The 20,970-nt window shown below is 64.2% G+C and carries 20 protein-coding genes; 12 read left to right on the forward strand and 8 right to left on the reverse strand.

Annotated features, from left to right (window positions below):
- Nucleotides 1–32: 32 nt before the first annotated feature.
- From MKK04_RS24925 to MKK04_RS24945, 5 genes are all read left to right on the forward strand, one after another.
- Nucleotides 33–1,463: a coniferyl aldehyde dehydrogenase gene (locus MKK04_RS24925; protein WP_233688142.1), complete on the forward strand. Its 1,431-nt coding sequence runs from the start codon at nt 33–35 to the stop codon at nt 1,461–1,463.
- A 10-nt stretch (nt 1,464–1,473) separates the two neighbouring features.
- Nucleotides 1,474–1,959, forward strand: a complete 486-nt coding sequence (locus MKK04_RS24930; RefSeq protein ID WP_233694063.1) for a twin-arginine translocation pathway signal protein — start codon at nt 1,474–1,476, stop codon at nt 1,957–1,959.
- A 21-nt stretch (nt 1,960–1,980) separates the two neighbouring features.
- Nucleotides 1,981–3,579: a GMC family oxidoreductase gene (locus MKK04_RS24935; RefSeq protein WP_241106065.1), complete on the forward strand. Its 1,599-nt coding sequence runs from the start codon at nt 1,981–1,983 to the stop codon at nt 3,577–3,579.
- 112 nt (nt 3,580–3,691) lie between these two features.
- On the forward strand, nt 3,692–4,171 hold the full coding sequence (gene coaD / locus MKK04_RS24940; RefSeq protein WP_003249065.1) for a pantetheine-phosphate adenylyltransferase: 480 nt from the start codon (nt 3,692–3,694) through the stop codon (nt 4,169–4,171).
- 108 nt (nt 4,172–4,279) lie between these two features.
- Nucleotides 4,280–4,531, forward strand: coding sequence for a YfhL family 4Fe-4S dicluster ferredoxin (locus MKK04_RS24945; RefSeq protein ID WP_013974644.1), 252 nt, complete (start codon nt 4,280–4,282; stop codon nt 4,529–4,531).
- A 167-nt stretch (nt 4,532–4,698) separates the two neighbouring features.
- Here MKK04_RS24945 and mutM read toward each other — a convergent pair whose 3' ends face one another.
- Together mutM and MKK04_RS24955 are read right to left on the reverse strand one after the other, a co-directional pair.
- Nucleotides 4,699–5,511 carry a bifunctional DNA-formamidopyrimidine glycosylase/DNA-(apurinic or apyrimidinic site) lyase gene (gene mutM, locus MKK04_RS24950; protein WP_233694061.1) on the reverse strand — a complete coding sequence of 271 codons (813 nt, stop codon included), beginning with the start codon at nt 5,509–5,511 and terminating at the stop codon, nt 4,699–4,701.
- A gap of 3 nt (nt 5,512–5,514) precedes the next feature.
- On the reverse strand, nt 5,515–6,333 hold the full coding sequence (locus MKK04_RS24955) for an HDOD domain-containing protein (RefSeq protein ID WP_233688159.1): 819 nt from the start codon (nt 6,331–6,333) through the stop codon (nt 5,515–5,517).
- A 341-nt stretch (nt 6,334–6,674) separates the two neighbouring features.
- Here MKK04_RS24955 and MKK04_RS24960 point away from each other — a divergent pair, with 341 nt between their 5' ends.
- Nucleotides 6,675–7,871 (forward strand): class I SAM-dependent rRNA methyltransferase, encoded by a 1,197-nt coding sequence (locus tag MKK04_RS24960; protein WP_233688138.1) that lies wholly within the window; start codon nt 6,675–6,677, stop codon nt 7,869–7,871.
- A 140-nt stretch (nt 7,872–8,011) separates the two neighbouring features.
- Here the strand turns inward: MKK04_RS24960 and MKK04_RS24965 are convergent, their stop codons facing one another.
- Nucleotides 8,012–8,668, reverse strand: coding sequence for a magnesium transporter (locus tag MKK04_RS24965; RefSeq protein WP_233688137.1), 657 nt, complete (start codon nt 8,666–8,668; stop codon nt 8,012–8,014).
- Nucleotides 8,669–9,145: 477 nt separating this feature from the next.
- On the opposite strand from MKK04_RS24965, the gene ilvD reads away from it, so the two are divergent.
- Nucleotides 9,146–10,987: a dihydroxy-acid dehydratase gene (gene ilvD, locus MKK04_RS24970; protein ID WP_063912093.1), complete on the forward strand. Its 1,842-nt coding sequence runs from the start codon at nt 9,146–9,148 to the stop codon at nt 10,985–10,987.
- A 70-nt stretch (nt 10,988–11,057) separates the two neighbouring features.
- Here ilvD and MKK04_RS24975 read toward each other — a convergent pair whose 3' ends face one another.
- The gene (locus MKK04_RS24975; protein ID WP_241106066.1) at nt 11,058–11,912 is read right to left on the reverse strand and encodes a LysR family transcriptional regulator; all 855 of its coding nucleotides are present in this window, start codon (nt 11,910–11,912) and stop codon (nt 11,058–11,060) included.
- A 139-nt stretch (nt 11,913–12,051) separates the two neighbouring features.
- Here MKK04_RS24975 and MKK04_RS24980 point away from each other — a divergent pair, with 139 nt between their 5' ends.
- On the forward strand, nt 12,052–12,720 hold the full coding sequence (locus MKK04_RS24980) for an FMN-dependent NADH-azoreductase (protein WP_241106067.1): 669 nt from the start codon (nt 12,052–12,054) through the stop codon (nt 12,718–12,720).
- A 9-nt stretch (nt 12,721–12,729) separates the two neighbouring features.
- Here MKK04_RS24980 and MKK04_RS24985 read toward each other — a convergent pair whose 3' ends face one another.
- Nucleotides 12,730–13,785: a haloacid dehalogenase-like hydrolase gene (locus MKK04_RS24985; RefSeq protein ID WP_241106068.1), complete on the reverse strand. Its 1,056-nt coding sequence runs from the start codon at nt 13,783–13,785 to the stop codon at nt 12,730–12,732.
- Between the two features lie 243 nt (nt 13,786–14,028).
- Here MKK04_RS24985 and MKK04_RS24990 point away from each other — a divergent pair, with 243 nt between their 5' ends.
- Both MKK04_RS24990 and MKK04_RS24995 read left to right on the forward strand, forming a co-directional pair.
- On the forward strand, nt 14,029–15,420 hold the full coding sequence (locus tag MKK04_RS24990; protein ID WP_063912096.1) for an L-cystine transporter: 1,392 nt from the start codon (nt 14,029–14,031) through the stop codon (nt 15,418–15,420).
- 144 nt (nt 15,421–15,564) lie between these two features.
- Complete coding sequence (locus MKK04_RS24995) at nt 15,565–15,771, forward strand: hypothetical protein (RefSeq protein WP_085621818.1); 207 nt, start codon at nt 15,565–15,567, stop codon at nt 15,769–15,771.
- 44 nt (nt 15,772–15,815) lie between these two features.
- On the opposite strand, the gene MKK04_RS25000 is transcribed toward MKK04_RS24995, so the two are convergent.
- Nucleotides 15,816–16,331 carry a dihydrofolate reductase gene (locus MKK04_RS25000; RefSeq protein ID WP_087499771.1) on the reverse strand — a complete coding sequence of 172 codons (516 nt, stop codon included), beginning with the start codon at nt 16,329–16,331 and terminating at the stop codon, nt 15,816–15,818.
- A 54-nt stretch (nt 16,332–16,385) separates the two neighbouring features.
- Between MKK04_RS25000 and MKK04_RS25005 the strand changes: the two genes are divergently transcribed.
- Nucleotides 16,386–17,777: a DUF2868 domain-containing protein gene (locus MKK04_RS25005; protein ID WP_241106069.1), complete on the forward strand. Its 1,392-nt coding sequence runs from the start codon at nt 16,386–16,388 to the stop codon at nt 17,775–17,777.
- Nucleotides 17,770–19,134, forward strand: coding sequence for a GTPase/DUF3482 domain-containing protein (locus tag MKK04_RS25010; protein ID WP_241106070.1), 1,365 nt, complete (start codon nt 17,770–17,772; stop codon nt 19,132–19,134). Before MKK04_RS25005 ends, MKK04_RS25010 begins: the two co-directional genes overlap by 8 nt.
- A 125-nt stretch (nt 19,135–19,259) precedes the next feature.
- Here the strand turns inward: MKK04_RS25010 and MKK04_RS25015 are convergent, their stop codons facing one another.
- Both MKK04_RS25015 and MKK04_RS25020 read right to left on the reverse strand, forming a co-directional pair.
- On the reverse strand, nt 19,260–19,808 hold the full coding sequence (locus MKK04_RS25015) for a phosphonate degradation HD-domain oxygenase (RefSeq protein WP_233688131.1): 549 nt from the start codon (nt 19,806–19,808) through the stop codon (nt 19,260–19,262).
- Between the two features lie 133 nt (nt 19,809–19,941).
- The gene (locus MKK04_RS25020; RefSeq protein ID WP_233694057.1) at nt 19,942–20,967 is read right to left on the reverse strand and encodes a putative 2-aminoethylphosphonate ABC transporter substrate-binding protein; all 1,026 of its coding nucleotides are present in this window, start codon (nt 20,965–20,967) and stop codon (nt 19,942–19,944) included.
- Nucleotides 20,968–20,970 lie beyond the last annotated feature (3 nt).

Genomic DNA, 20,970 nt, shown 5'->3' on the forward strand with positions numbered 1-20,970 from the left:
CTAGGGATTCCCTGCCCGGACTCGAAGCCGCCATGAACTCGCCCAGTGCCTTGCCCCCTGTGCAATTCGACCTCGACCTTGCGGCGACGTTCGCCGCCCAGCGCCAGGCCTTTGCCGGCAACCCATTGCCGCCGGCCGCGCAGCGGCGCCAATGGCTGAAAAGCCTGCGTGCAGCCTTGCTGGCCAGCCAGGCCGAACTGATCGAGGCCATCGGCGAGGACTTTGAAGGGCGCAGCGCCGACGAGACCCTGCTGGCCGAACTGCTGCCCTCGGTGCAAGGCCTGCGCCACGCCGAAAAGCACCTGCAACGCTGGATGCGCGCCAGTCGGCGCAGGGTCGGCCTGGCCTTCCAGCCGGCCAGCGCACAGGTACGCTACCAACCCCTGGGCGTGGTCGGCATCATCGTGCCGTGGAACTACCCGCTGTTCCTTGCCATCGGCCCACTGACGTGTGCCCTGGCCGCCGGCAACCGGGTCATGCTCAAGCTCAGCGAAGCCACGCCTGCCACTGGCCTGGCGCTTAAGCAGTTGCTGGAGCGGGTGTTCCCCTGTGACCTGGTCAGCGTGGTGCTCGGCGAGGTTGAGGTAGGCCAGGCCTTTGCCCGCCTGCCGTTCGACCACCTGCTGTTCACCGGCGCCACCAGCGTGGGTCGCCAGGTAATGCTGGCTGCAGCGCACAACCTGACCCCGGTCACCCTGGAACTGGGTGGCAAGTCACCGGCCATAGTCTCGGCCGACGTACCGCTGGACAGCGCCGCCGAGCGCATCGCCTTCGGCAAGACCCTCAACGCGGGCCAGACCTGCGTTGCCCCCGATTACGTGCTGGTGCCGCGCGAGCGGCTGGAGGCCTTCAGCGACGCCTACCAGCGTGCCGTCCGCCGTCTGTACCCGCGCATCGCCGACAACCCCGACTACACCGCCATCATCAACCCGCGCCAACTGCAGCGTTTGCAGCACCTGCTGGACGATGCCCACGCCAAAGGGGCGCAGGTGCTCGACCTGTACCCCGGCGAAACCCGCCAGGGCCGGCGCCTGCCGCCGCACCTGCTGCTGGACGTGAACGACGGCATGCAGGTGATGCAGGATGAAATCTTCGGCCCGCTGCTGCCGCTGCTGCCCTACGACAGCCTTGAGCAGGCACTGGCCTACATCAACCAGCGCCCCCGCCCGCTGGCGCTGTACTACTTCGGCCATGACCGCGCCGGCCAGGAGCAGGTGTTGCGCCACACCCACTCCGGTGGAGTGTGCCTGAACGACACCCTGCTGCACGTCGCCCAGGACGACTTGCCATTCGGCGGCATCGGCCCTTCAGGCATGGGCCATTACCATGGCCATGACGGGTTCCTGACCTTCAGCAAGGCCAAGGCGGTACTGGCCAAGCAGCGCTTCAACGCTACCAGGCTGGTCTACCCGCCTTATGGCAAAGCCTTGCAGCGCCTGGTCTTCAAGCTGTTCATCCGCTGAGGGCCAGCCCATGCACCGCCGCGAACTGCTGCGCTTCAGCCTTGGTGCCAGCGTCTTTCTGGCCGGTACCAGCCTGGTCGGCTGCAGCGCACAAACAGCCGCGACCGGCTACCAGGTATTGCGCAACGACGACCTGCCGCTGTTGCGCGCGTTGATCCCGGTGGTACTGGCCGGTACGCAGGCCGCCGAGACCCTGGTGCTGCACAGCCTCGACCACAAGCTGGCGGCGCTGTCGCCGGAAATGCTCAAGCTCACCCGGCAGTTGTTCGACGTGCTCAGCCTGCCGCTCACCCGTGGTCCCCTGACCGGTGTCTGGGGCGCCTGGGACCAAGCCAGCGCCGCGCAGGTCACGGCCTTCCTGCAACGTTGGCAGGACAGCTCGCTGAACCTGCTGCGCATGGGCCACGCCTCGCTGCTGCAGTTGCTGCAGATGGCCTGGTACGAACGCCCCGAATCCTGGGCCGCCTGCGGCTACCCGGGGCCACCGAAAATCTGAAAACAATCAAGAGCAGCGCCAATGCCTGTCCCCGACCCGTTTCGCCAAGGCCTGGAAAGCGGCTGGATCACCCATGACGCCTCGCGCCTGACACACGATCTCACGCTGGAAGCCGACGTTGCCGTGATCGGCAGCGGTGCCGGTGGCGCTACCAGCGCGCAGATGCTCAGTACTGCCGGCTTCAAGGTATTGCTGATCGAAGAAGGCCCGCTGAAGACCAGCAGCGATTTCCACCTGCTGGAAAACGAAGCCTATGCCAATCTGTACCAGGAAGGCCTGGGCCGCATGAGCAAGGACGGCGCCATCACCATCCTCCAGGGCCGCGCCGTGGGCGGCACCACGCTGGTCAACTGGACCTCGAGCTTTCGCACCCCGCCACAGACCTTGGCGCACTGGGCCACGGCCCACAACGTGACCGGCCTGGGCGAGGCGCAAATGCGCCCCTGGTTCGAACGCATGGAGCAGGAGCTGGGCATCACCCCCTGGGCCCTGCCACCGAATGCCAACAACGACGTGCTGCGCCGTGGCTGCGAACAGCTGGGCTACCGCTGGGCGGTGATCCCGCGCAACGTGCGCGGCTGCTGGAACCTGGGCTACTGCGGCATGGGTTGCCCGGTAAATGCCAAGCAATCGATGCTGGTAACCCGTATTCCCGCCACCCTCGAACAGGGCGGCGAGCTGCTGTACCTGGCTCGGGCCGAGCGCTTCGAACACAACGGCGAGCGCATCCATGGCCTGACCTGCCAGGCGCTGGATCCCCAGGGCATACACCCCACAGGCCGACTGGTTCGTGTTCGCGCGCGTCACTACATCCTCGCCGGTGGCGGCATCAACAGCCCGGCCCTGTTGCTGCGTTCCGACGCGCCCGACCCGAATGGCCGCCTGGGCAAACGTACCTTCCTGCACCTGGTCAACTTCAGCGCAGCACGCTTCAACGAGCGTATCGACCCCTACTACGGCGCCCCGCAGTCCATCTATAGCGACCATTTCCAATGGCAAGGCGGCAGCGACGGCCCGATCGGCTACAAGCTGGAAGTACCGCCCTTGCACCCGGCCTTGGCCAGCACCCTGCTGGGCGGGCACGGGCACGAGAATGCCCTGCGCATGGCCGAACTGCCGCATACCCACGTGATGCTGGCACTGCTGCGTGACGGGTTCCACCCGCAAAGCCAGGGCGGGGCCGTGGAGCTGCGCGGCGATGGCTCACCAGTGCTCGATTACCCGGTCACCAACTACCTGCGCGACGGCCTGCGCCGCGCCTACCGCAGCATGGCGCAGATCCAGTTCGCCGCCGGCGCCACCCAGGTTACCCCCGTGCACAGCGATGCCAGCGCCGCGTCCAGCCTGGAACAGGCCTTGGCCATGATCGACAAGTTGCGCCTGGAGCCGTTCCGCACACGCCTGGGCAGCGCCCACGTGATGGGTGGCTGCGCCTTCGGCGACGACCCGCGCCAGGCGGTGTGCGACAGCCTGGGCCGCCATCACCAGTTGGAAAACCTGTCGATTCACGACGGTTCGCTGTTCCCCACCAGCATTGGTGCCAACCCGCAACTGTCGGTGTATGCCATCAGCGCCAGGCTCACCGAAGCACTGGTCGCCCGCCTGGCACACAGCGCATGACAAGCAACTGGGCCCCTGTCTATAGTGCCATCAGCCGACCGCATGACTTGGCCGGGGCGCCGTCGCTGCGCTACCATCCGACTCCCCAACGCACTCCAGCCAGGATGACGCGATGAACCGAGTGTTGTACCCGGGTACTTTCGACCCCATTACCAAAGGCCATGGCGACCTGGTCGAGCGCGCCTCGCGGCTGTTCGACCACGTGATCATCGCGGTGGCGGCCAGCCCCAAGAAAAACCCGCTGTTCCCGCTGGAACAACGGGTGGAGCTCGCCCGTGAGGTCACCAAGCACCTGCCCAATGTCGAAGTCATCGGCTTCTCCTCGCTGCTGGCGCATTTCGCCAAGGAACAGGGCGCGAACGTCTTCCTGCGCGGCCTGCGTGCGGTGTCCGACTTCGAGTACGAGTTCCAGCTGGCGAACATGAACCGGCAACTGGCGCCCGACGTCGAGAGCCTGTTCCTCACGCCTTCGGAGCGCTACTCGTTCATTTCCTCGACCCTGGTCCGGGAAATTGCCGCGCTGGGGGGGGATATCAGCAAGTTCGTCCACCCGGTGGTGGCCGATGCGCTGACCGAACGCTTCAAGAAGTAATCTTTAGCGGCTGATCATCGCGCCCGCGTGCACTGCGGGCGCGAATGCGGCACAATTGTGCCCACTGCGTTGAACATGCCCGGGCGCTGAGCCCCGGCCGGAGTCCCCATGTCCCTGATCATCACCGACGATTGCATCAACTGCGACGTCTGCGAACCCGAGTGCCCGAACGAGGCCATCTCCCAAGGCGAAGAGATCTACGTGATCGACCCTAACCTGTGCACCCAGTGCGTAGGCCATTACGACGAGCCGCAATGCCAGCAGGTCTGCCCGGTCGACTGCATCCCGCTGGATGAGGCGCACCCGGAAACCGAAGAAGAGCTGATGGCCAAGTACCGCCGGATTACCGGCAAGGCCTGATCGCTGCCTGACCGCCTCCACGCGGTCCCTTGTGGGAGCGGCCTTGCGTCGCGATGGGGCGCGAAGCGGCCCCAGGATTTCAGCTTCGCAGCAGAAACTGCCGGGGCCGCTGTGCGGCCCTTTCGCGACGCAAGGCCGCTCCCACAAGGGGTTCCGCGTAACTTGCCTCAGCGCTGGCAGCGCGGGCAATACACACTCGCCCGCTGCCCCAGCTTCACCTCGCGCAACTCCGTGCCGCACACCTTGCATGGCTGCCCGCCCCGCCCGTACACGAACAATTCCTGCTGGAAGTACCCCGGCTGCCCGTCGCCACCGATGAAGTCGCGTAGCGTGGTGCCGCCCTGCTCGATCGCCGCCGCCAGCACGCGCTTGATCTCGATCGCCAGCTTCAGATAGCGCGCCCGGGAAATCCCGCCCGCTTGCCGACGGGGGTCGATGCCGGCGGCAAACAGCGCCTCGGTGGCGTAGATGTTGCCCACCCCCACCACCACCGCGTTGTCCATGATGAACGGCTTGACCGCCATCGACCGCCCACGGGACAGCTGGAACAGCCGCTCGCCGTCGAACAGGTCGGTCAGCGGCTCCGGCCCCAGGCGCAGCAGCAGTTCGTGGTTGAACGGGTCCAGGCTCCACAGCATCGCGCCAAAGCGGCGCGGGTCGGTGTAGCGCAGCATCAACCCCGATTCCAGCTCGATATCCACGTGCTCATGCCTGGCTGCGGGCAAGCCCAGCTCGACCAGGCGCAGGTTGCCCGACATGCCCAGGTGACTGATCAGGGTACCGACCTCGGCATTGATCAACAGGTACTTGGCACGCCGCTCGACACTGACGATGCGCTGCCCTGACAGACGTACATCCAGGTCTTCCGGAACCGGCCAGCGCAGGCGCCGGTCACGCACCACTACCCGGCTGACACGCTGGCCTTCCAGATGGGGCGCAATACCGCGCCGGGTGGTTTCTACTTCAGGTAATTCCGGCATGTGTCAGTGCCCGCCCAACTCGCGAATGTTCTGCTTGAGGTTTTCGAAATCGTATTCCGACAAGCCAATGTAATCGAGCACCAGCGGGCCGACCACATTCCATTCGTGGTCCTCGGCCTGGTTACCCAGCACCCGGTAGGACGCGCAGATGTGCTCGGCCATCTTCAGCACCGCCAGCAGGTTTTTCAGCTGGCTCTGGGTATTGCGCGAGCTCTCGTCGCGGAACACCGCCAAGGCGTTGTGGTGGTTGGCGATGGCCGCGCTGAGGTGCTCGGGCAGGCGCCAGGACTTGGCAGTGAAATAGCCGACCACCGAATGGTTGGTGTTGAACACGCGGTTTTCGCTGTCGACCACGCGGGTTTCCTCGTCGGCCTTGGCATAGGCCTCCTCTAGCACATCCATGTAGTCGGGGAAGCGCTTGAGCATCAGCGGCACGCCACAGTCATGGAACAGGCCGAGGGTGTAAGCCTCGTCCGCCGCCTGGATGCCGGTGCGCTTGGCCAGGGTCAGACAGGTCATCGCCACATCCTGGGCGGTGTCCCAGAAGCGGTTGAGGGTGACGATGGTCTCGTCAGTCATCTCGCCCTTGATCGACTGGGCGTTGATCAGGTTGATGATCGAACGGCTGCCCAGCAGGTTCACCGCCCGCTGGATCGAGCCGATCTTGTTGGAAAGGCCGAAATGCGGGGAGTTGACCAGCTTGAGCAAGGCCCCCGAGAGGCCCGGGTCCTGGGAAATCAGCTTGGCGATGGTTTCCAGGTCCGGGTCAGGCATGTACTGCTCGAACTGCAGGTCGACCATGATCTGCGGTTGCGGCGGGATGGTGATGCCTTGCAAGGCTTGCTGGATCTGTTCGGCGCTGAGTTCCTGGGACATACGTACACACTCTTTTGGGACCCGCGATTCTAACCCTCTAACGCGGAATGGGACCAACCACTGAATGGTTGCAGCGATTTTTTACTTCACCGGCACAGGCCTGCGCGGATGTTGTGGGAGCGGCCTTGCGTCGCGATTGGGCCGCAAAGCGGCCCCGGCAATCCATGCAGCGCCGCTGAAACCCTGGGGCCGCTTCGCAGCCCTTTCGCGACACAAGGCCGCTCCCACAACGGGCGCGCGGCCAGGCAACAGGTTATAATCCCGCTCTTTTTTCCCGGAGCGACGTCATGTCCCTGCCCAGCCTTCGCCTCAAAGCCAATGCCGACCGCCGCCTGCGCGCCGGCCACCTGTGGGTCTACAGCAACGAAGTCGACGTTACCGCGACCCCGCTGCAAGGCTTCCAGGCCGGCCAGCAGGCCGTTCTCGAGGCGGCCAACGGCAAGCCACTGGGTATCGTCGCACTGAGCCCGAACAACCTGATCTGTGCCCGCCTGCTGTCGCGCGACGCCAAGCTGCCGCTGGACAAGTCGCTGCTGGTGCACCGCCTGAACGTTGCCCTGTCGCTGCGCCAGCGCCTGTTCGACCAACCATGCTACCGCCTGGTCTATGGCGACTCCGACCTGCTGCCAGGCCTGGTGGTCGATCGCTTCTTCGACATCCTCGTGGTGCAGTTGGCCTCGGCCACCATGGAAGCGCACAAGGATGACGTGATTGCAGCCCTGGTACAGGTACTCAAGCCAAGCGGCATCCTGTTCAAGAACGACTCCTCCGCGCGTGACGCCGAAGGCCTGCAGCGCTATGTCGAGACCGTCTATGGCGAAGTGCCGGACTGGGTGCCGCTGGAAGAGAACGGTGTCAAGTTCGAAGCCCCGGTGCGTGAAGGCCAGAAAACCGGCTGGTTCTACGACCACCGCATGAACCGTGCACGCCTGGCGCCGTACGTGAAAGGCAAGCGCGTGCTCGACCTGTTCAGCTACATCGGTGGCTGGGGCGTGCAGGCCGGTGCCTTCGGCGCCAGCGAAGTGTTCTGCGTCGATGCCTCGGGCTTTGCCCTGGACGGCGTGGAGCGTAACGCCGCGCTGAACGGCATCAGCGAGAAGCTGACCTGCATCGAAGGCGACGTGTTCGAAGCCCTGCGCGAGCTCAAGGCCGCCGAAGAGCGCTTCGACGTGATCATTGCCGACCCACCCGCCTTCATCAAACGCAAGAAAGACCTGAAAAACGGCGAAGCGGCCTACCGCCGCCTGAACGAGCAGGCCATGCGCATGCTGACCAAGGACGGCATCCTGGTCAGCGCCTCGTGCTCCATGCACCTGCCCGAGGACGACCTGCACAACATCCTGCTGACCAGCGCCCGCCACCTGGACCGCAACATGCAACTGCTCGAGCGCGGCGGCCAAGGCCCGGACCACCCGGTGCACCCGGCCATCGCCGAAACCCGCTACATCAAGAGCATCACCTGCCGGTTGTTGCCCAACAGCTGACCGAGAAGCAAACGGCCTGCACCGGCCTCATCGCCGGCAAGCCAGCCCCCACAGGATCACCACAGCCCTCGAGACCTGTGCAGTACCTGTGGGAGCTGGCTTGCCGGCGATGAGGCCGGTGAAACCAGCACGAGACAGTGTCAGATCCCCAACACCTGCGTCGCTATCCCGAAATACACCAGCACCCCCGCCGCATCGGCAATCGATGTGATCAGCGGCCCACTGGCCGTGGCCGGGTCCAGCTTGAAGCGGCTGAGCAGGAACGGCAGGCTCATGCCGATCAGGCTGCCTACCAGCACGATCACCACCATGCTGCTGGCAACAATCAACGCGATTTGCGGCCCGCCGCGCAGCACTCCCAAAGACGCCACTGCAATGGCCATGGTTACGCCCAACGCCAGCGCCACGCCGAATTCACGCCCCAGCATGCGCCACCAGTCACGCATCACCACGTCCCCTGTGGCCAAGCCACGTACCATCAGCGTCGCCGACTGGGCGCCGGCATTGCCGCCACTGTCCACCAGCAACGGCAGGAAGAACACCAGGGCGATGTGTGCGGCTATGGTTTCCTCGAATGCGGCAATACCCGCCCCGGAAAACAGGTTGCCAAACACCAGCACCACCAGCCATAGCACACGCTTGCGGTAAAGCAACCCAAGGGTTGCATCCCGCAGGTTTCCAACATGGTTGGTGATCGAAGCGCCTTTGTGAAAATCCTCGGTCGCTTCGCGCCGCTGCGCCTCAAGGGCTGCGTGGGTCTCCGGTTGAAGGATGTTTTTATCGATTTGATTTTGCATGAAGTTCTCCAGGCGCCGACCCAGGCGCCCACAGACTTCAGCCTTGCGGACTCAAGCCTTCGGCAGCCCTGGCGGCGGCGCGCTCAGTGCCAGATTGCAGGTTCGTGCGGAACCGGTAACTGGGAAGGTCCATTGAGGGGTATCTCGTGAAACCGCACATGCGGCGGCCGCATAATAGTTGTTCGAGGCGGGCCGGTCAGCCCCTTGGCCGCCGTTTCGGAAGCGTCCTACAAGTACCAGCCGTTAGGCCAAAGCCACCGCCTGGACACATCGCCATTCCCTCGCCGCGCCAGCGGTGTAGAATCGGCCTATTCATCGCCAGTCATCCCCGGCGGGTTTATGAGCTCTGCCCAAGCACGCGGCGATCCCGCGCGGTCTTCGGCCCCATCCGTGCCAGTGGCAACCGGCCTGCGGCGCAAAGGACAAGTGAAGCTCACTCCCCTTTTTGTGACCTGATTAAGCCGCCAGGAGTGTTTCATGCCTGATTATCGTTCCAAGACTTCCACCCAAGGCCGCAACATGGCCGGCGCCCGTGCCCTGTGGCGCGCCACCGGGATGAAGGACGAAGACTTCAAGAAACCGATCATCGCCATCGCCAACTCGTTCACCCAGTTCGTCCCGGGCCACGTGCACCTGAAGGACCTGGGCCAGCTGGTCGCCCGCGAAATCGAACGCGCCGGTGGCGTGGCCAAGGAATTCAACACCATCGCGGTCGATGACGGCATCGCCATGGGCCACGACGGCATGCTCTACTCGCTGCCAAGCCGCGAGATCATTGCCGACGCCGTGGAGTACATGGTCAACGCCCACTGCGCCGACGCCATCGTGTGCATCTCCAACTGCGACAAGATCACCCCCGGCATGCTGATGGCCGCCCTGCGCCTGAACATCCCGGTAATCTTCGTGTCCGGCGGTCCGATGGAAGCCGGCAAGACCAAGCTGGCCAGCCACGGCCTGGACCTGGTCGACGCCATGGTCATCGCCGCCGACTCCTCGGCTTCCGACGAAAAAGTCGCCGAATACGAGCGCAGCGCCTGCCCGACCTGCGGTTCGTGCTCCGGCATGTTCACCGCCAACTCGATGAACTGCCTGACCGAAGCCCTGGGCCTGGCCCTGCCGGGCAACGGTTCGACCCTGGCCACCCACGCCGACCGCGAGCAGCTGTTCCTCACCGCCGGCCGCACCATCGTCGAGCTTTGCAAGCGCTACTACGGCGAAAACGATGAGTCGGTACTGCCGCGCAACATCGCCAACTTCAAGGCGTTCGAGAACGCCATGATGCTCGACATCGCCATGGGCGGCTCGACCAACACCATCCTGCACCTGCTGGCCGCCGCCCAGGAAGCCGAGGTGGCGTTCGACCTGCGCGACATCGACCGCTTGTCGCGCAAGGTGCCGCAGCTGTGCAAGGTTGCGCCGAACATCCAGAAATATCACATGGAAGACGTGCACCGTGCCGGCGGCATCTTCAGCATCCTCGGCTCGCTGGCCCGTGGCGGCCTGTTGCACACCGACCTGCCGACCGTGCACAGCCGCAGCATGGAAGAAGCCATCGCCAAGTGGGACATCACCCAGACCGATGACGAAGCCGTGCACACCTTCTTCAAGGCCGGCCCTGCCGGCATCCCGACCCAGACCGCGTTCAGCCAGTCGACCCGCTGGCCGAGCCTGGACCTGGACCGCGCCGAAGGCTGCATCCGCAGTGTCGAGCATGCCTACTCGCAAGAAGGCGGCCTGGCCGTGCTGTACGGCAACATCGCGCTGGATGGCTGCGTGGTGAAAACCGCCGGTGTCGACGAGTCGATCCTGGTGTTCGAAGGCACCGCGAAGATCTTCGAGAGCCAGGACAGCGCCGTACGCGGCATCCTCGCCGACGAAGTGAAGGCCGGCGACATCGTGATCATCCGCTACGAAGGCCCGAAAGGTGGCCCGGGCATGCAGGAAATGCTGTACCCGACCTCGTACCTGAAGTCCAAGGGCCTGGGCAAGGCCTGCGCCCTGCTCACCGACGGCCGCTTCTCGGGCGGTACCTCGGGCCTGTCGATCGGCCACGCTTCGCCGGAAGCCGCTGCTGGCGGCGCCATCGGCCTGGTGCGCGACGGCGACAAGGTGCTGATCGACATCCCGAATCGTTCGATCAACCTGCAAGTCAGCGACGCAGAGCTGGCCGAGCGCCGTGTCGAGCAGGACAAGAAGGGCTGGAAACCGGCTGAAGTACGCCCACGCAAGGTGACCACCGCGCTGAAGGCCTATGCCCTGCTGGCGACCAGTGCCGACAAGGGCGCCGTGCGTAACAAGGCCATGCTGGAAGGGTTGTAAGGCTTTCTGGCGTTTGAAAAAGCCGGCGCCTTGTGCGCCGGCTTTTTTATGGCGCTAGAGAAATGCTGAGTCAAAGCTCCCCCCTCGAAGCACATTGGCGCAATTGCGCCAGCAGCAGGGCAACTGAGCGCTTCGGCTTCGCCACCGAGGTCAAAATGAACTGCGCTTGAGGAAGGGATGGCAGCGTTGGCACTTCCTGTAAACCTGCAGCCAGTGCGGACGACCGGGTGACTGGCGTTACACCCAGCCCACCACTGACAGCGGTTATCAGCCCCCCGGCACTTGGGCTCTGGCAAACGATCCGCCATTGTCGCCCCGCACGCGCCAGGGCTTCGATGGCGGCGGCACGGTAGGGGCATTGATCGGAAAACACCGCCAAGGGTATTGGAGTGGTTGCATCATCGGTGGGCAGCGCAACCGGCCCTCTCGCCCAGACCAACGGCTCGGACCAAAGCAGTTCGCCACGTTCTTCGTCGCCGCAGCGGCTCCCCAACACGATATCGAGCCCACCCGATTGAACAAGTGCAAGCAGCTCGCCGGTCAGGCCGACTTTCAGGGAAACCTCTACATCGGGATGCGCCACCGAGAATCGACGCAGGCAGTCGATGATGGGGGCTTTCACCATCTCCTCGCTCAAGCCCACAAATACCATGCCTGAAACCCGACGGCCTACGCCAAGGCTCGCGCGAGCATCATCATGCAACGCCAGGATAGTGCGGGCATAACCTGCCAGCCGGGCGCCCGCTGGCGTCAGGCTGACCGAACGGGTCGTGCGCTCCAGCAATTTGTGCCCAGCTTCACTCTCCAGCCGCCTGATGTGAGCGCTGATCGCCGACTGCGTTAGATGCAGCCTCTGCGCCGCGCGCGTGAAACCACCGTTGTCGGCAACGGCAAGCAAGCTACGCAAAAGCACAGTATCGAACACAGATTAATCACCTATCTCACTCAATATGCAGAGCATACGTCATTTCTATAAACAATCATTCTGAATCAGACTTTGCGCCAAGCACCTGTGCAGTCGAACGCCAGGGGAAGTGTCACCAACGCTGCCAAGGAGAAGCCCCATGGTTGAACGTATCTTGTATGTTTGTGCCTCACCGAGAGGAGAGCGGTCCGTTTCCACTCAGATTGCAGAAGTGTTCCTGACGGCATTGGCCGAGCGCAAAGCCGTGGAGATTGACTGCCTTGACCCTTGGGAGTGCGAGCTCCCCGAAGTGGATGGCGCTTTGCTCGCGGCAAAGTACGCAGGGCTTGCCGATGCCCCACTGTCAACCGCCCAGGCTGCAGCATGGGGGCAGATCAAGGCACTCGCTGAACGGTTCCACCGGGCTGATACCTTGGTGTTCAGCGTACCGCTGTGGAATTTCGGCATCCCGTACAAGCTCAAGCATCTGATCGACGCAATTTCGCACAAAGGCGTCCTGTTCACCTTCGATGAGCAAGGGTTGAATGGCATGCTGGGTGGACGTCGGGCTGTTGCAATCTACTCCCGTGGACTTGGTTACGGCTCTGACTCACAGACACCCGACCAGGCTTTTGGCCTGGAAAAACCCTTCATCGATACGTGGTTCCGCTTCGTCGGGATTAACCAGGTGCACAGTGTCGTGGTCGAACAGACGCTTGGCCCGGTGGGGGCCAGCGTCCGTGCAGGTGCCATCGAAGCAGTAACCTTGTTGGCACAGAACATCGATCAGGAAGCGGCCCGGACGATCATCGTAGGCCGCAACGGCTGATAGGCCCCATTACTGGATCTGCTCCGGTGTCACGGTCACCCAGTTCTTGTCCGCTGTCACCGGCAACCCTTCCTTGGCCTGTGCCGCCGCATTCCTGGCAATCATCCCGTTCAGCTGGTCCATGTACTTGGCCTTGCGGTTTATCCACAGGTGGATGCCGCCCTTGCTCACATCCACGCCATGGAACTGCATGTAGCCGTCGCTGGTTGGCGTATCGCCGCCCACCAGCACCGGCTTCTTCCACTCATCGATATAGGTCAGGATCGCCGCCTGCTTGCCCGCCATCCAGGTGGCAGGGGTCCACAGGTACGGTGTCAGCTCCAGCCCCAGGTTGGCCTTGGCATCATAGTGCCCGGCACTGATCTGCTTGCGTGCGGTGGTCAGCTGGCCGCTGGCGCGGTCCTTCAGCAGCAGGCTCACGCCAATCACATTCTGCGGCTTCACGTTGTAACCGTACTTGGGGTCCGAGGCGACCATGCGCACCAGCTCTTCGGAGGCCGCCGAAATCACATACACCTCGATACCGTTCTCCATCAGCTTGTTGTACAGCTCGGCCTGGCCCTTGAAGACCTTGGGTGGCTGCACCTCGATGGTCTTGACCTGGTCGCCTTCGTAGTAGGTGCTGGGGATCGGCTTGCCGGAAGCCATCAGTTCATCCACCTGCACCTTCAACTCCTGCAGGGTAAAGCCGGAGAACACCTGGGCTACCCACGGATAGCAGACCATGTCGTCGACTTCGCACAGCCGGTAGTAGTAACTGAACAGGCTTTCCTTATGCTCGGCGGTATCCTTGAACGGCATCAGCTTCAACGACGGGTCGAGCTTGTCGCGGCTCAGCAACCCCTTGTTTTCCATGAACGGCAGCAAGGCTTCTTCCAGGTCATAGCGGTAACTGGTGTTGTCCATGTCGAACACCGCATAGTTACCCTTGTTGGCATTGGCTGCGATCATGCTGTCGAGCTGCCTGGCGGCCTCGGCAGGCCAGTGTTTGAGCTCGGTGGCGAAGGTTTCGATACTGAACAGCAGGGACAGGCCGATGGCGACGGCTTTCGGAGCGAATTTCATGCACGGATCTCCTGAAATGACCCACAAACGCTAGTGCAACAACCCCCACCGACTGCCCTTGATAACGACCTCCATGCAGTTGCAAACGCCGTGTTCATTGCAATTCGCGACACGCCGTTATTCCATAAACGACTATGCACATGCCATTTGGGTATAAATTCGTTTGTTTTCAGGCTGTTAGCATTTCCGTTCGCATTCGCTCACAGAGGCGATGCCTCTTTTGCCTTTACCGCTGGAGCTTCAATGAACCTGCCGCTGTCCCTTAACCTGCTGGCGTTCCTGGCCCTGTTGCTGGGCCTGGCACAAACCCGCCGCACCGACTGGAGCCTGGCCAAGAAAGTATTGCTGGGCCTGGTGCTGGGCGTGGTGTTTGGCCTGATCCTGCATACCGTCTATGGCGCCGGCCACCCCGTACTCAAGGCCACCATCGCCTGGCTCGACCTGGTCGGCAACGGCTATGTCGGCCTGTTGCAGATGATCGTCATGCCGCTGATCTTCGCCTCGATCCTCAGTGCCGTGGCACGCCTGCACAATGCCTCGTCGCTGGGCCGTATCAGCGTGCTGAGCATCGGCACCCTGCTGCTGACCACCGCCATTGCCGCATTGATCGGCATCGTCCTGACCAACCTGTTCGGCCTCAGCGCCGAAGGCCTGGTGGCTGGCGCCCAGGAAAGCGCACGCATGCAGGTTATCCACAGCGACTACGCCGGCAAGGTCGCCGACCTCAACATCCCGCAGCTGCTGCTGTCGTTCATCCCCAGCAACCCGGTGGGTGACCTGGCGCGGGCCAAGCCGACCTCGATCATCAGCGTGGTGATCTTTGCCGTGTTCCTTGGCCTGGCTGCACTGCAGCTGATCAAGGACGATGCCGAGAAGGGCGAGCGCGCGCTGTCGGCCATCGACACCCTGCAGGCCTGGGTGATGCGCCTGGTGCGGGTGGTGATGAAGCTGACCCCGTATGGCGTACTGGCGCTGATGACCAAGGTGGTGGCCAGCTCGAACATGGAAGACATCCTCAAGCTGGGCAGCTTCGTGGTGGTGTCGTACCTGGGTCTGGCGCTGATGTTCGTGGTGCACGGCGTTATCCTCGCCGCCACCGGCGTGAGCCCGCTGCGCTTCTTCCGCAAGGTGTGGCCGGTGCTGACCTTCGCCTTCACCAGCCGCTCCAGCGCCGCCAGCATTCCGCTGAACATCGAAGCGCAAACCCGCCGCCTGGGCGTACCGCAGTCGATTGCCAGCTTCAGCGCATCGTTCGGTACCACCATTGGCCAGAACGGCTGCGCCGGCCTCTATCCCGCCATGTTGGCGGTGATGGTGGCGCCGGCGGTGGGCATCGATACCTTCGACCCGCTGTGGATCGCCACCCTGGTGGCCATCGTCACCCTGAGTTCGGCAGGGGTTGCCGGCGTAGGTGGTGGTGCGACATTCGCCGCGCTGATCGTGTTGCCGGCCATGGGCCTGCCGGTGGAACTGGTGGCGTTGCTGATTTCGGTGGAGCCGCTGATCGACATGGGCCGTACGGCGTTGAACGTGAACGGTTCGATGACCGCAGGGGTGGTGACCAGCCAGTTGTTGAAAGAGACCGACAAGGAAGTGCTGGCTGGCGATGAACATGCCGAGCTGAGCCATTCCTGATAAGGAAGGGGTCGCTATGCGGCCCCAATATCCAGTAACGCAATGGCATGGGAAGCAAGCAAGAGCTGGCTATTGGCGTTGCTATACTGACAGCCGGGCTAGCGAATGCGCCGATGGAAAGGAACCACCATGCAGCAGTACGACATGACCCAGGCAGAAGCCGAAAAAATCCGCGTTGAGGTTGCCAAGATCCGCGTCGAAGTGGATAAGTTGATGGCCGAGACACGCAAGCTGAATGCTGAAGCCGGCAAAATGACCCGCGAAACCTTCTGGTACCCGGTTGCCATCGCCGTCGGTTTCGTCACCACGGTGGCTACTGTCACCGCATTGATCATCAAGCTGCTCACCTGAGCGCCGGACCGGTCGGAAAGGGCTGCAAGGCAGCCCCGGCAATCTCAAACCTTGTTCCAGACCTCGAAGTGATACCGAGGCTTGCCTTCCTCAGCCTGCGCCTCGCTCGACACCAGCTTCCACTGCCCCCGATCGAACTCAGGGAACCAGGCATCCCCCTCCGGCGACAACTCGACCCGCGTCAGGTACATGCGGCTGACCAGCCCTTTCTCCAGCGCCTGCCCATACAGCTGCGCCCCGCCAATCAGCATCAGCTCATCGACGCCCTGCTCACGCGCCCACTGCTCGGCCCGCACCAGCGCCTCTTCCAGCGAACCAAACACCTCGGCCCCCGCCAGTTCCAGCCCTGCCTGCCGGCTGACCACGATATTCAACCGCCCGGGCAAGGGCCTGCCCAGCGAGTCCCAGGTCTTGCGCCCCATGATGATCGGCTTGCCCAGGGTAGTGGCCTTGAAGTACTTGAAGTCCCCCGGCAAATGCCAGGGCATGGAGTTGTCGATGCCGATCACGCGGTTCTCGGCGTGAGCCGCGATCAGGCTGAGGGGGAGTGATGTATTCATGCCAGCGAGGATAGCACCGGGCGTGTGGGTTATGCTTCTGCCCTGACCTGTGCAATGGAAGACCTTGTGACTGCACCGACTTCACTGGACAAGCGCTGGCTCACCGAAGCGGTACGCCTGCGCGAGGAACATGCCGGCCCCCTGGAGGACCAGGAAGCCAACCGCCGCGCCCGCCAGGCAGGCGGTGACCTGGCCGCTCGCATCGAAACCCGTGCGCTGTTCCTGGCCGAACGCGACGGTATCAGCACCGCCCTGCGCCACTGGAAGCAGGGCGCACGCCTGGCGCTGCTGGCCTTGCTGCTGCTGGCCGTGCTCAGCGGCGCGGGGCTGGCACTGGCCGCCCTGGGCGACGGGCAACGCCCGGTGAATGTGTTCTGGGCGCTGGGCAGCCTGCTGGGGCTGAACCTGCTGATGCTGCTGGGCTGGGCCATCGGCTTTGCCGTGAGCGGCGAGCATGGCGCGGGGCTGGGCCGCCTGTGGCTGTGGCTGAGCGAGCGCTTTGCCCGTGATGCCAAGGCCGCGCACCTGGCACCGGCGCTGCTGGTGCTGCTGCAACGCCAGCGCCTCAACCGCTGGCTGCTCGGCCTGCTGGTGCACGGCCTGTGGCTGCTGGCGATGATCAGCGCGCTGGGCATGCTGCTGGCCTTGCTGGCGACCCGGCGCTATGGCTTTGTCTGGGAAACCACCCTGCTCGCCGCCGACCCGTTCATCCACCTGACCCAGGCCCTGGGCGCCCTGCCCTCGTTACTGGGCTTCACGGTACCCGACGAGGCCATGATCCGCGCCAGCGGCGACAGCCAGCCGGCCCTGGACCTGGCACGCCAGGCCTGGGCCAGCTGGCTGCTTGGCGTGGTGCTGGTGTACGGCCTGCTGCCGCGCCTGCTGCTGGCCGCGCTGTGCCTGTGGCGCTGGCGCCAGGGCCGCCAACGCCTGTCGCTGGACCTCAGCCTGCCCGGCTACGCGCAGCTGCGTGAAGCGCTGATGCCGCGCAGCGAACGCATCGGCGTGCAGGATGCCGCGCCCGAAACCTTGCCGCAGTTTGCCGCAGGCCAGCTGGAAAGCGGCAGCAGCGGTGCCCTGCTGGTCGGCCTGGAGCTGGACGACCAGCACCCCTGGCCACCCGCCCTGCCGAAAAGCGTGACCAGTGCCGGCGTGCTCGACAGCCGCGAATCGCGCAACCGCCTGCTCGAACAGCTCAGCCGCTTCCCCCCGGCACGCCTGGCCATCGCCTGCGACCCGCGCCGCTCGCCCGACCGTGGCAGCCTGGCGCTGCTCGCCGAACTGGCACGCAACGCCGGTGCGACCCGCATCTGGCTACTGCAGCCCGCACCAGGCGAGGCCCTGGACGCCCAACGCCTGGGCGACTGGCACGAAGCCCTCGACCGCCTTGGCCTGGTGCATGCCGATACCTCGCCGCTGACCTGGCTGGGGCATGGTCATGACTGAGCCACTGAAACTGGCCGTGGTCGGCCACACCAACGTCGGCAAGACCTCGCTGCTGCGCACCCTGACCCGCGACGTCGGCTTTGGCGAAGTCTCCCACCGCCCCAGCACCACCCGCCATGTGGAAGGTGCGCGGCTGTCGGTGGACGGCGAACCCTTGCTGGAGCTGTACGACACTCCGGGCCTGGAAGACGCCATCGCCCTGCTCGACTACCTCGAACGCCTGGAGCGCCCGGGCGAGCGCCTGGACGGCCCGGCCCGCCTGGAGCGCTTTCTGCAGGGCAGCGAAGCGCGCCAGCGCTTCGAGCAGGAGGCCAAGGTGCTGCGCCAGCTGCTGGCCAGCAATGCCGGTCTGTATGTGATCGATGCCCGCGAGCCGGTACTGGCCAAGTACCGCGACGAACTGGAAGTGCTGGCCAGCTGCGGCAAGCCGCTGCTACCGGTGCTCAACTTCGTCGCCAGCCACCAGCACCGCGAACCGCAATGGCGTGAAGCCCTTGCCAGGCTTGGGCTTCACGCGTTGGTGCGGTTCGACAGCGTGGCGCCGCCAGAGGACGGCGAGCGTCGTTTGTACGAAAGCCTGGCGCTGCTGCTGGAAGACGCCCGCCCGGCCCTGCAGCGGCTGATCGACGACCAGCAGGCACAGCGCCTGGCACGCCGGCACAGCGGCAAGCGCCTGATTGCCGAGCTGCTGCTGGACTGCGCCGCCTGCCGGCGCAGCGTCGAGGCCGAACCGGCTGCCGAAGCCCGGGCCGTCGAGGCCTTGCGGCAAGAGGTGCGCCAGCGCGAACAGCGCTGCGTCGAGGCATTGCTCAAGCTGTATGCCTTCCGCCGCGAGGACGCCCATGCCACCGATCTGCCTTTGCTGGATGGCCGTTGGGGCGATGACCTGTTCAATCCCGAGACCCTGAAACTGCTGGGCGTGCGCTTGGGCAGCGGTGTGGCGGCCGGTGCGGCGGCGGGAGCCGGGGTCGACTTGCTGGTCGGCGGCCTTACGCTCGGTGCGGCGGCGCTGGCCGGGGCGATTGCCGGCGGCGCGCTGCAGACGGCGCGCAACTATGGTTCGCGGTTGATGGGCAAGCTCAAGGGCAAGCGCGAACTGACTGTGGACGACACGGTGCTGCGCCTGCTGGCCTTGCGTCAGCAGCAGTTGATGGTGGCGCTGGAAAACCGCGGGCATGCGGCGCAGGACAGCATTCGGCTGGGGGAACTGGACGAGAAGGCCTGGCGGGAGGGCAAGTTGCCGGAGGCGCTGGTGAAGGCACGGGCGCATCCGCAGTGGTCCACGTTGAACCCTGGGGCGAAGCTGAACCAGGCTGAGCGTCAGGAGCAGCTGGAGGCGCTGGTTTCACAGTTTTGATCAAGCAGGTCTGGCCTCTTCGCGGGTAAACCCGCTCCCACAGGTATCTCACATTCCTTGAGATGTGCACTATTCCTGTGGGAGCGGGTTCACCCGCGAAGAGGCCGGCACAGGCAGCCCATCTCTCAAAGCAGTGCCAAAGCCTTCTTCTTCAACCCATCCAGGTCAATCACCGGCACCCCGACCACTTTCGCCTGCTCATCCCACTCCCGCATCCGCAAGCTCACCTCGAACAGCGGGTCCCGCTCGAACGCATCCGCCTCGGCCTCGCTCATCACACCCCCCTGATACTCCAAGGTTCTCCGGCTCGCCTCGCTCAGCCGTTGGTAATACCCCGCCTGCCGCAAAGTCAGGTAACGCTTGGCCTCCACGTGATACTGCACCAGCCGCGCCATGCGCTCGCCAAAACCACAACGGCGCAAATACTCGGCCCCGATGCGTTCATGGCTGACCACACCGTAGCCGCCCATGCTGGCGTCACCGCCGCACAGGTGGCCAATGTCGTGGAAAAACGCCGCCAGCACCACTTCATCGTCGAAGCCTTCGGCCATGGCCAGTTGTGCGGCCTGGGACATGTGTTCGAGCTGGGTGATGGCTTCGCCGATGTAATCGCCGCTGCCGTGGCGTTCGTACAGCGCGAAGGTACTGTCGATGATCTGGGCTGGGGTGGGCATCACTGTCTTCTCCTGGCTGGATTGCAGCAGTGGCTTCTTCGCGGGCATGCCCGCTCCCACAAGGATTGCGCACAGTTGAAGGACTGCGCGGTACCTGTGGGAGCGGGTTCACCCGCGAAGAGGCCGGTGCAGGTTACTGTTGAGCCACCTTCTCCGACTTGCCGTCATAGCGCTTGCGCCACTCGGCCAGGATCTGGTCACGGTTCTTCGAGGCCCAGGCAAAGTCGTTCTTGATCAGGCGCTGTTCATAATCCGCCGGCAGTTCGGTCTGCGGCTTGGCAATGCCCGGCGCGGCCAGCACGGCGAAGTTCTCCTTGTACAGCTCCATGGCCGCCGGGCTTGCCGAGAAATCAGCCAGGCGCTTGGCCGCGTCCGCCTTGGGCGAACCTTTGATCACCGCAGTCGCTTCGATCTCCCAACCCAGGCCTTCCTTCGGCAGCACGATGTCCAGCGGCGCACCCTGGCGCTTGAGCTGCACGGCCGGGTACTCGAACGAGATGCCAATCGGGAATTCACCCGCTGCTGCCAGCTTGCACGGTTTGGAACCAGAGTGAACGTACTGGCCGATGTTCTGGTGCAGCGCATCCATGTACGCCCAACCCTGCGGCTCGCCAAAGGTCTGCAGCCAGGCGCTGACATCCAGGAAGCCGGTGCCGGACGAGGCCGGGTTCGGCATGACGATCTTGCCCTTGTACTCGGGCTTGGTCAGGTCCTGCCAGCTGACCGGCTTGCTCAGGCCCTGCTTCTCGGCCTCGATGGTATTGAAGCAGAGAGTCGCGGCCCACACGTCCATACCGACCCAGGCTGGCGGGTTGGCAGCATCGCGGTAGTTGCCGGCGATCTTGCCCAGGTCCTTCGGTGCATAGGCTTCGAGCATGCCGTTCTGGTCGAGGATGGCCAGGCTCGACGCGGCCAGGCCCCACACCGCGTCGGCTTGCGGGCGGTCTTTCTCGGCCAGCAGCTTGGCGGTGATGATGCCGGTGGAGTCACGGACCCACTTGATCTCGATGTCCGGGTTGGCCTTCTCGAAGGCCTGCTTGTAGCTCTTCAGCTGTTCGGCTTCCAGGGCGGTGTAGACCGTCAGCTGGGTACCAGCGGCCGAAGCCTGCAGGCTGAACACGGCGGAAACGGCAGCGGCAAGTGCAAGGTGCTTGTACATGGG

It is taken from the genome of Pseudomonas sp. LS.1a (assembly GCF_022533585.1).
Taxonomy (GTDB): domain Bacteria; phylum Pseudomonadota; class Gammaproteobacteria; order Pseudomonadales; family Pseudomonadaceae; genus Aquipseudomonas.

Bases quoted from the DNA above. Each gene is read 5' to 3' on its own strand.
- MKK04_RS24925 (WP_233688142.1), top strand. From the start codon at position 33: ATGAACTCGCCCAGTGCCTTGCCCCCTGTGCAATTCGACCTCGACCTT.
- MKK04_RS24930 (WP_233694063.1), top strand. From the start codon at position 1,474: ATGCACCGCCGCGAACTGCTGCGCTTCAGCCTTGGTGCCAGCGTCTTT.
- MKK04_RS24935 (WP_241106065.1), top strand. From the start codon at position 1,981: ATGCCTGTCCCCGACCCGTTTCGCCAAGGCCTGGAAAGCGGCTGGATC.
- coaD (WP_003249065.1), top strand. From the start codon at position 3,692: ATGAACCGAGTGTTGTACCCGGGTACTTTCGACCCCATTACCAAAGGC.
- MKK04_RS24945 (WP_013974644.1), top strand. From the start codon at position 4,280: ATGTCCCTGATCATCACCGACGATTGCATCAACTGCGACGTCTGCGAA.
- mutM (WP_233694061.1), bottom strand. From the start codon at position 5,511: ATGCCGGAATTACCTGAAGTAGAAACCACCCGGCGCGGTATTGCGCCC.
- MKK04_RS24960 (WP_233688138.1), top strand. From the start codon at position 6,675: ATGTCCCTGCCCAGCCTTCGCCTCAAAGCCAATGCCGACCGCCGCCTG.
- MKK04_RS24965 (WP_233688137.1), bottom strand. From the start codon at position 8,668: ATGCAAAATCAAATCGATAAAAACATCCTTCAACCGGAGACCCACGCA.
- ilvD (WP_063912093.1), top strand. From the start codon at position 9,146: ATGCCTGATTATCGTTCCAAGACTTCCACCCAAGGCCGCAACATGGCC.
- MKK04_RS24980 (WP_241106067.1), top strand. From the start codon at position 12,052: ATGGTTGAACGTATCTTGTATGTTTGTGCCTCACCGAGAGGAGAGCGG.
- MKK04_RS24985 (WP_241106068.1), bottom strand. From the start codon at position 13,785: ATGAAATTCGCTCCGAAAGCCGTCGCCATCGGCCTGTCCCTGCTGTTC.
- MKK04_RS24990 (WP_063912096.1), top strand. From the start codon at position 14,029: ATGAACCTGCCGCTGTCCCTTAACCTGCTGGCGTTCCTGGCCCTGTTG.
- MKK04_RS24995 (WP_085621818.1), top strand. From the start codon at position 15,565: ATGACCCAGGCAGAAGCCGAAAAAATCCGCGTTGAGGTTGCCAAGATC.
- MKK04_RS25000 (WP_087499771.1), bottom strand. From the start codon at position 16,331: ATGAATACATCACTCCCCCTCAGCCTGATCGCGGCTCACGCCGAGAAC.
- MKK04_RS25005 (WP_241106069.1), top strand. From the start codon at position 16,386: ATGGAAGACCTTGTGACTGCACCGACTTCACTGGACAAGCGCTGGCTC.
- MKK04_RS25010 (WP_241106070.1), top strand. From the start codon at position 17,770: ATGACTGAGCCACTGAAACTGGCCGTGGTCGGCCACACCAACGTCGGC.
- MKK04_RS25015 (WP_233688131.1), bottom strand. From the start codon at position 19,808: ATGCCCACCCCAGCCCAGATCATCGACAGTACCTTCGCGCTGTACGAA.
- MKK04_RS25020 (WP_233694057.1), bottom strand. From the start codon at position 20,967: ATGTACAAGCACCTTGCACTTGCCGCTGCCGTTTCCGCCGTGTTCAGC.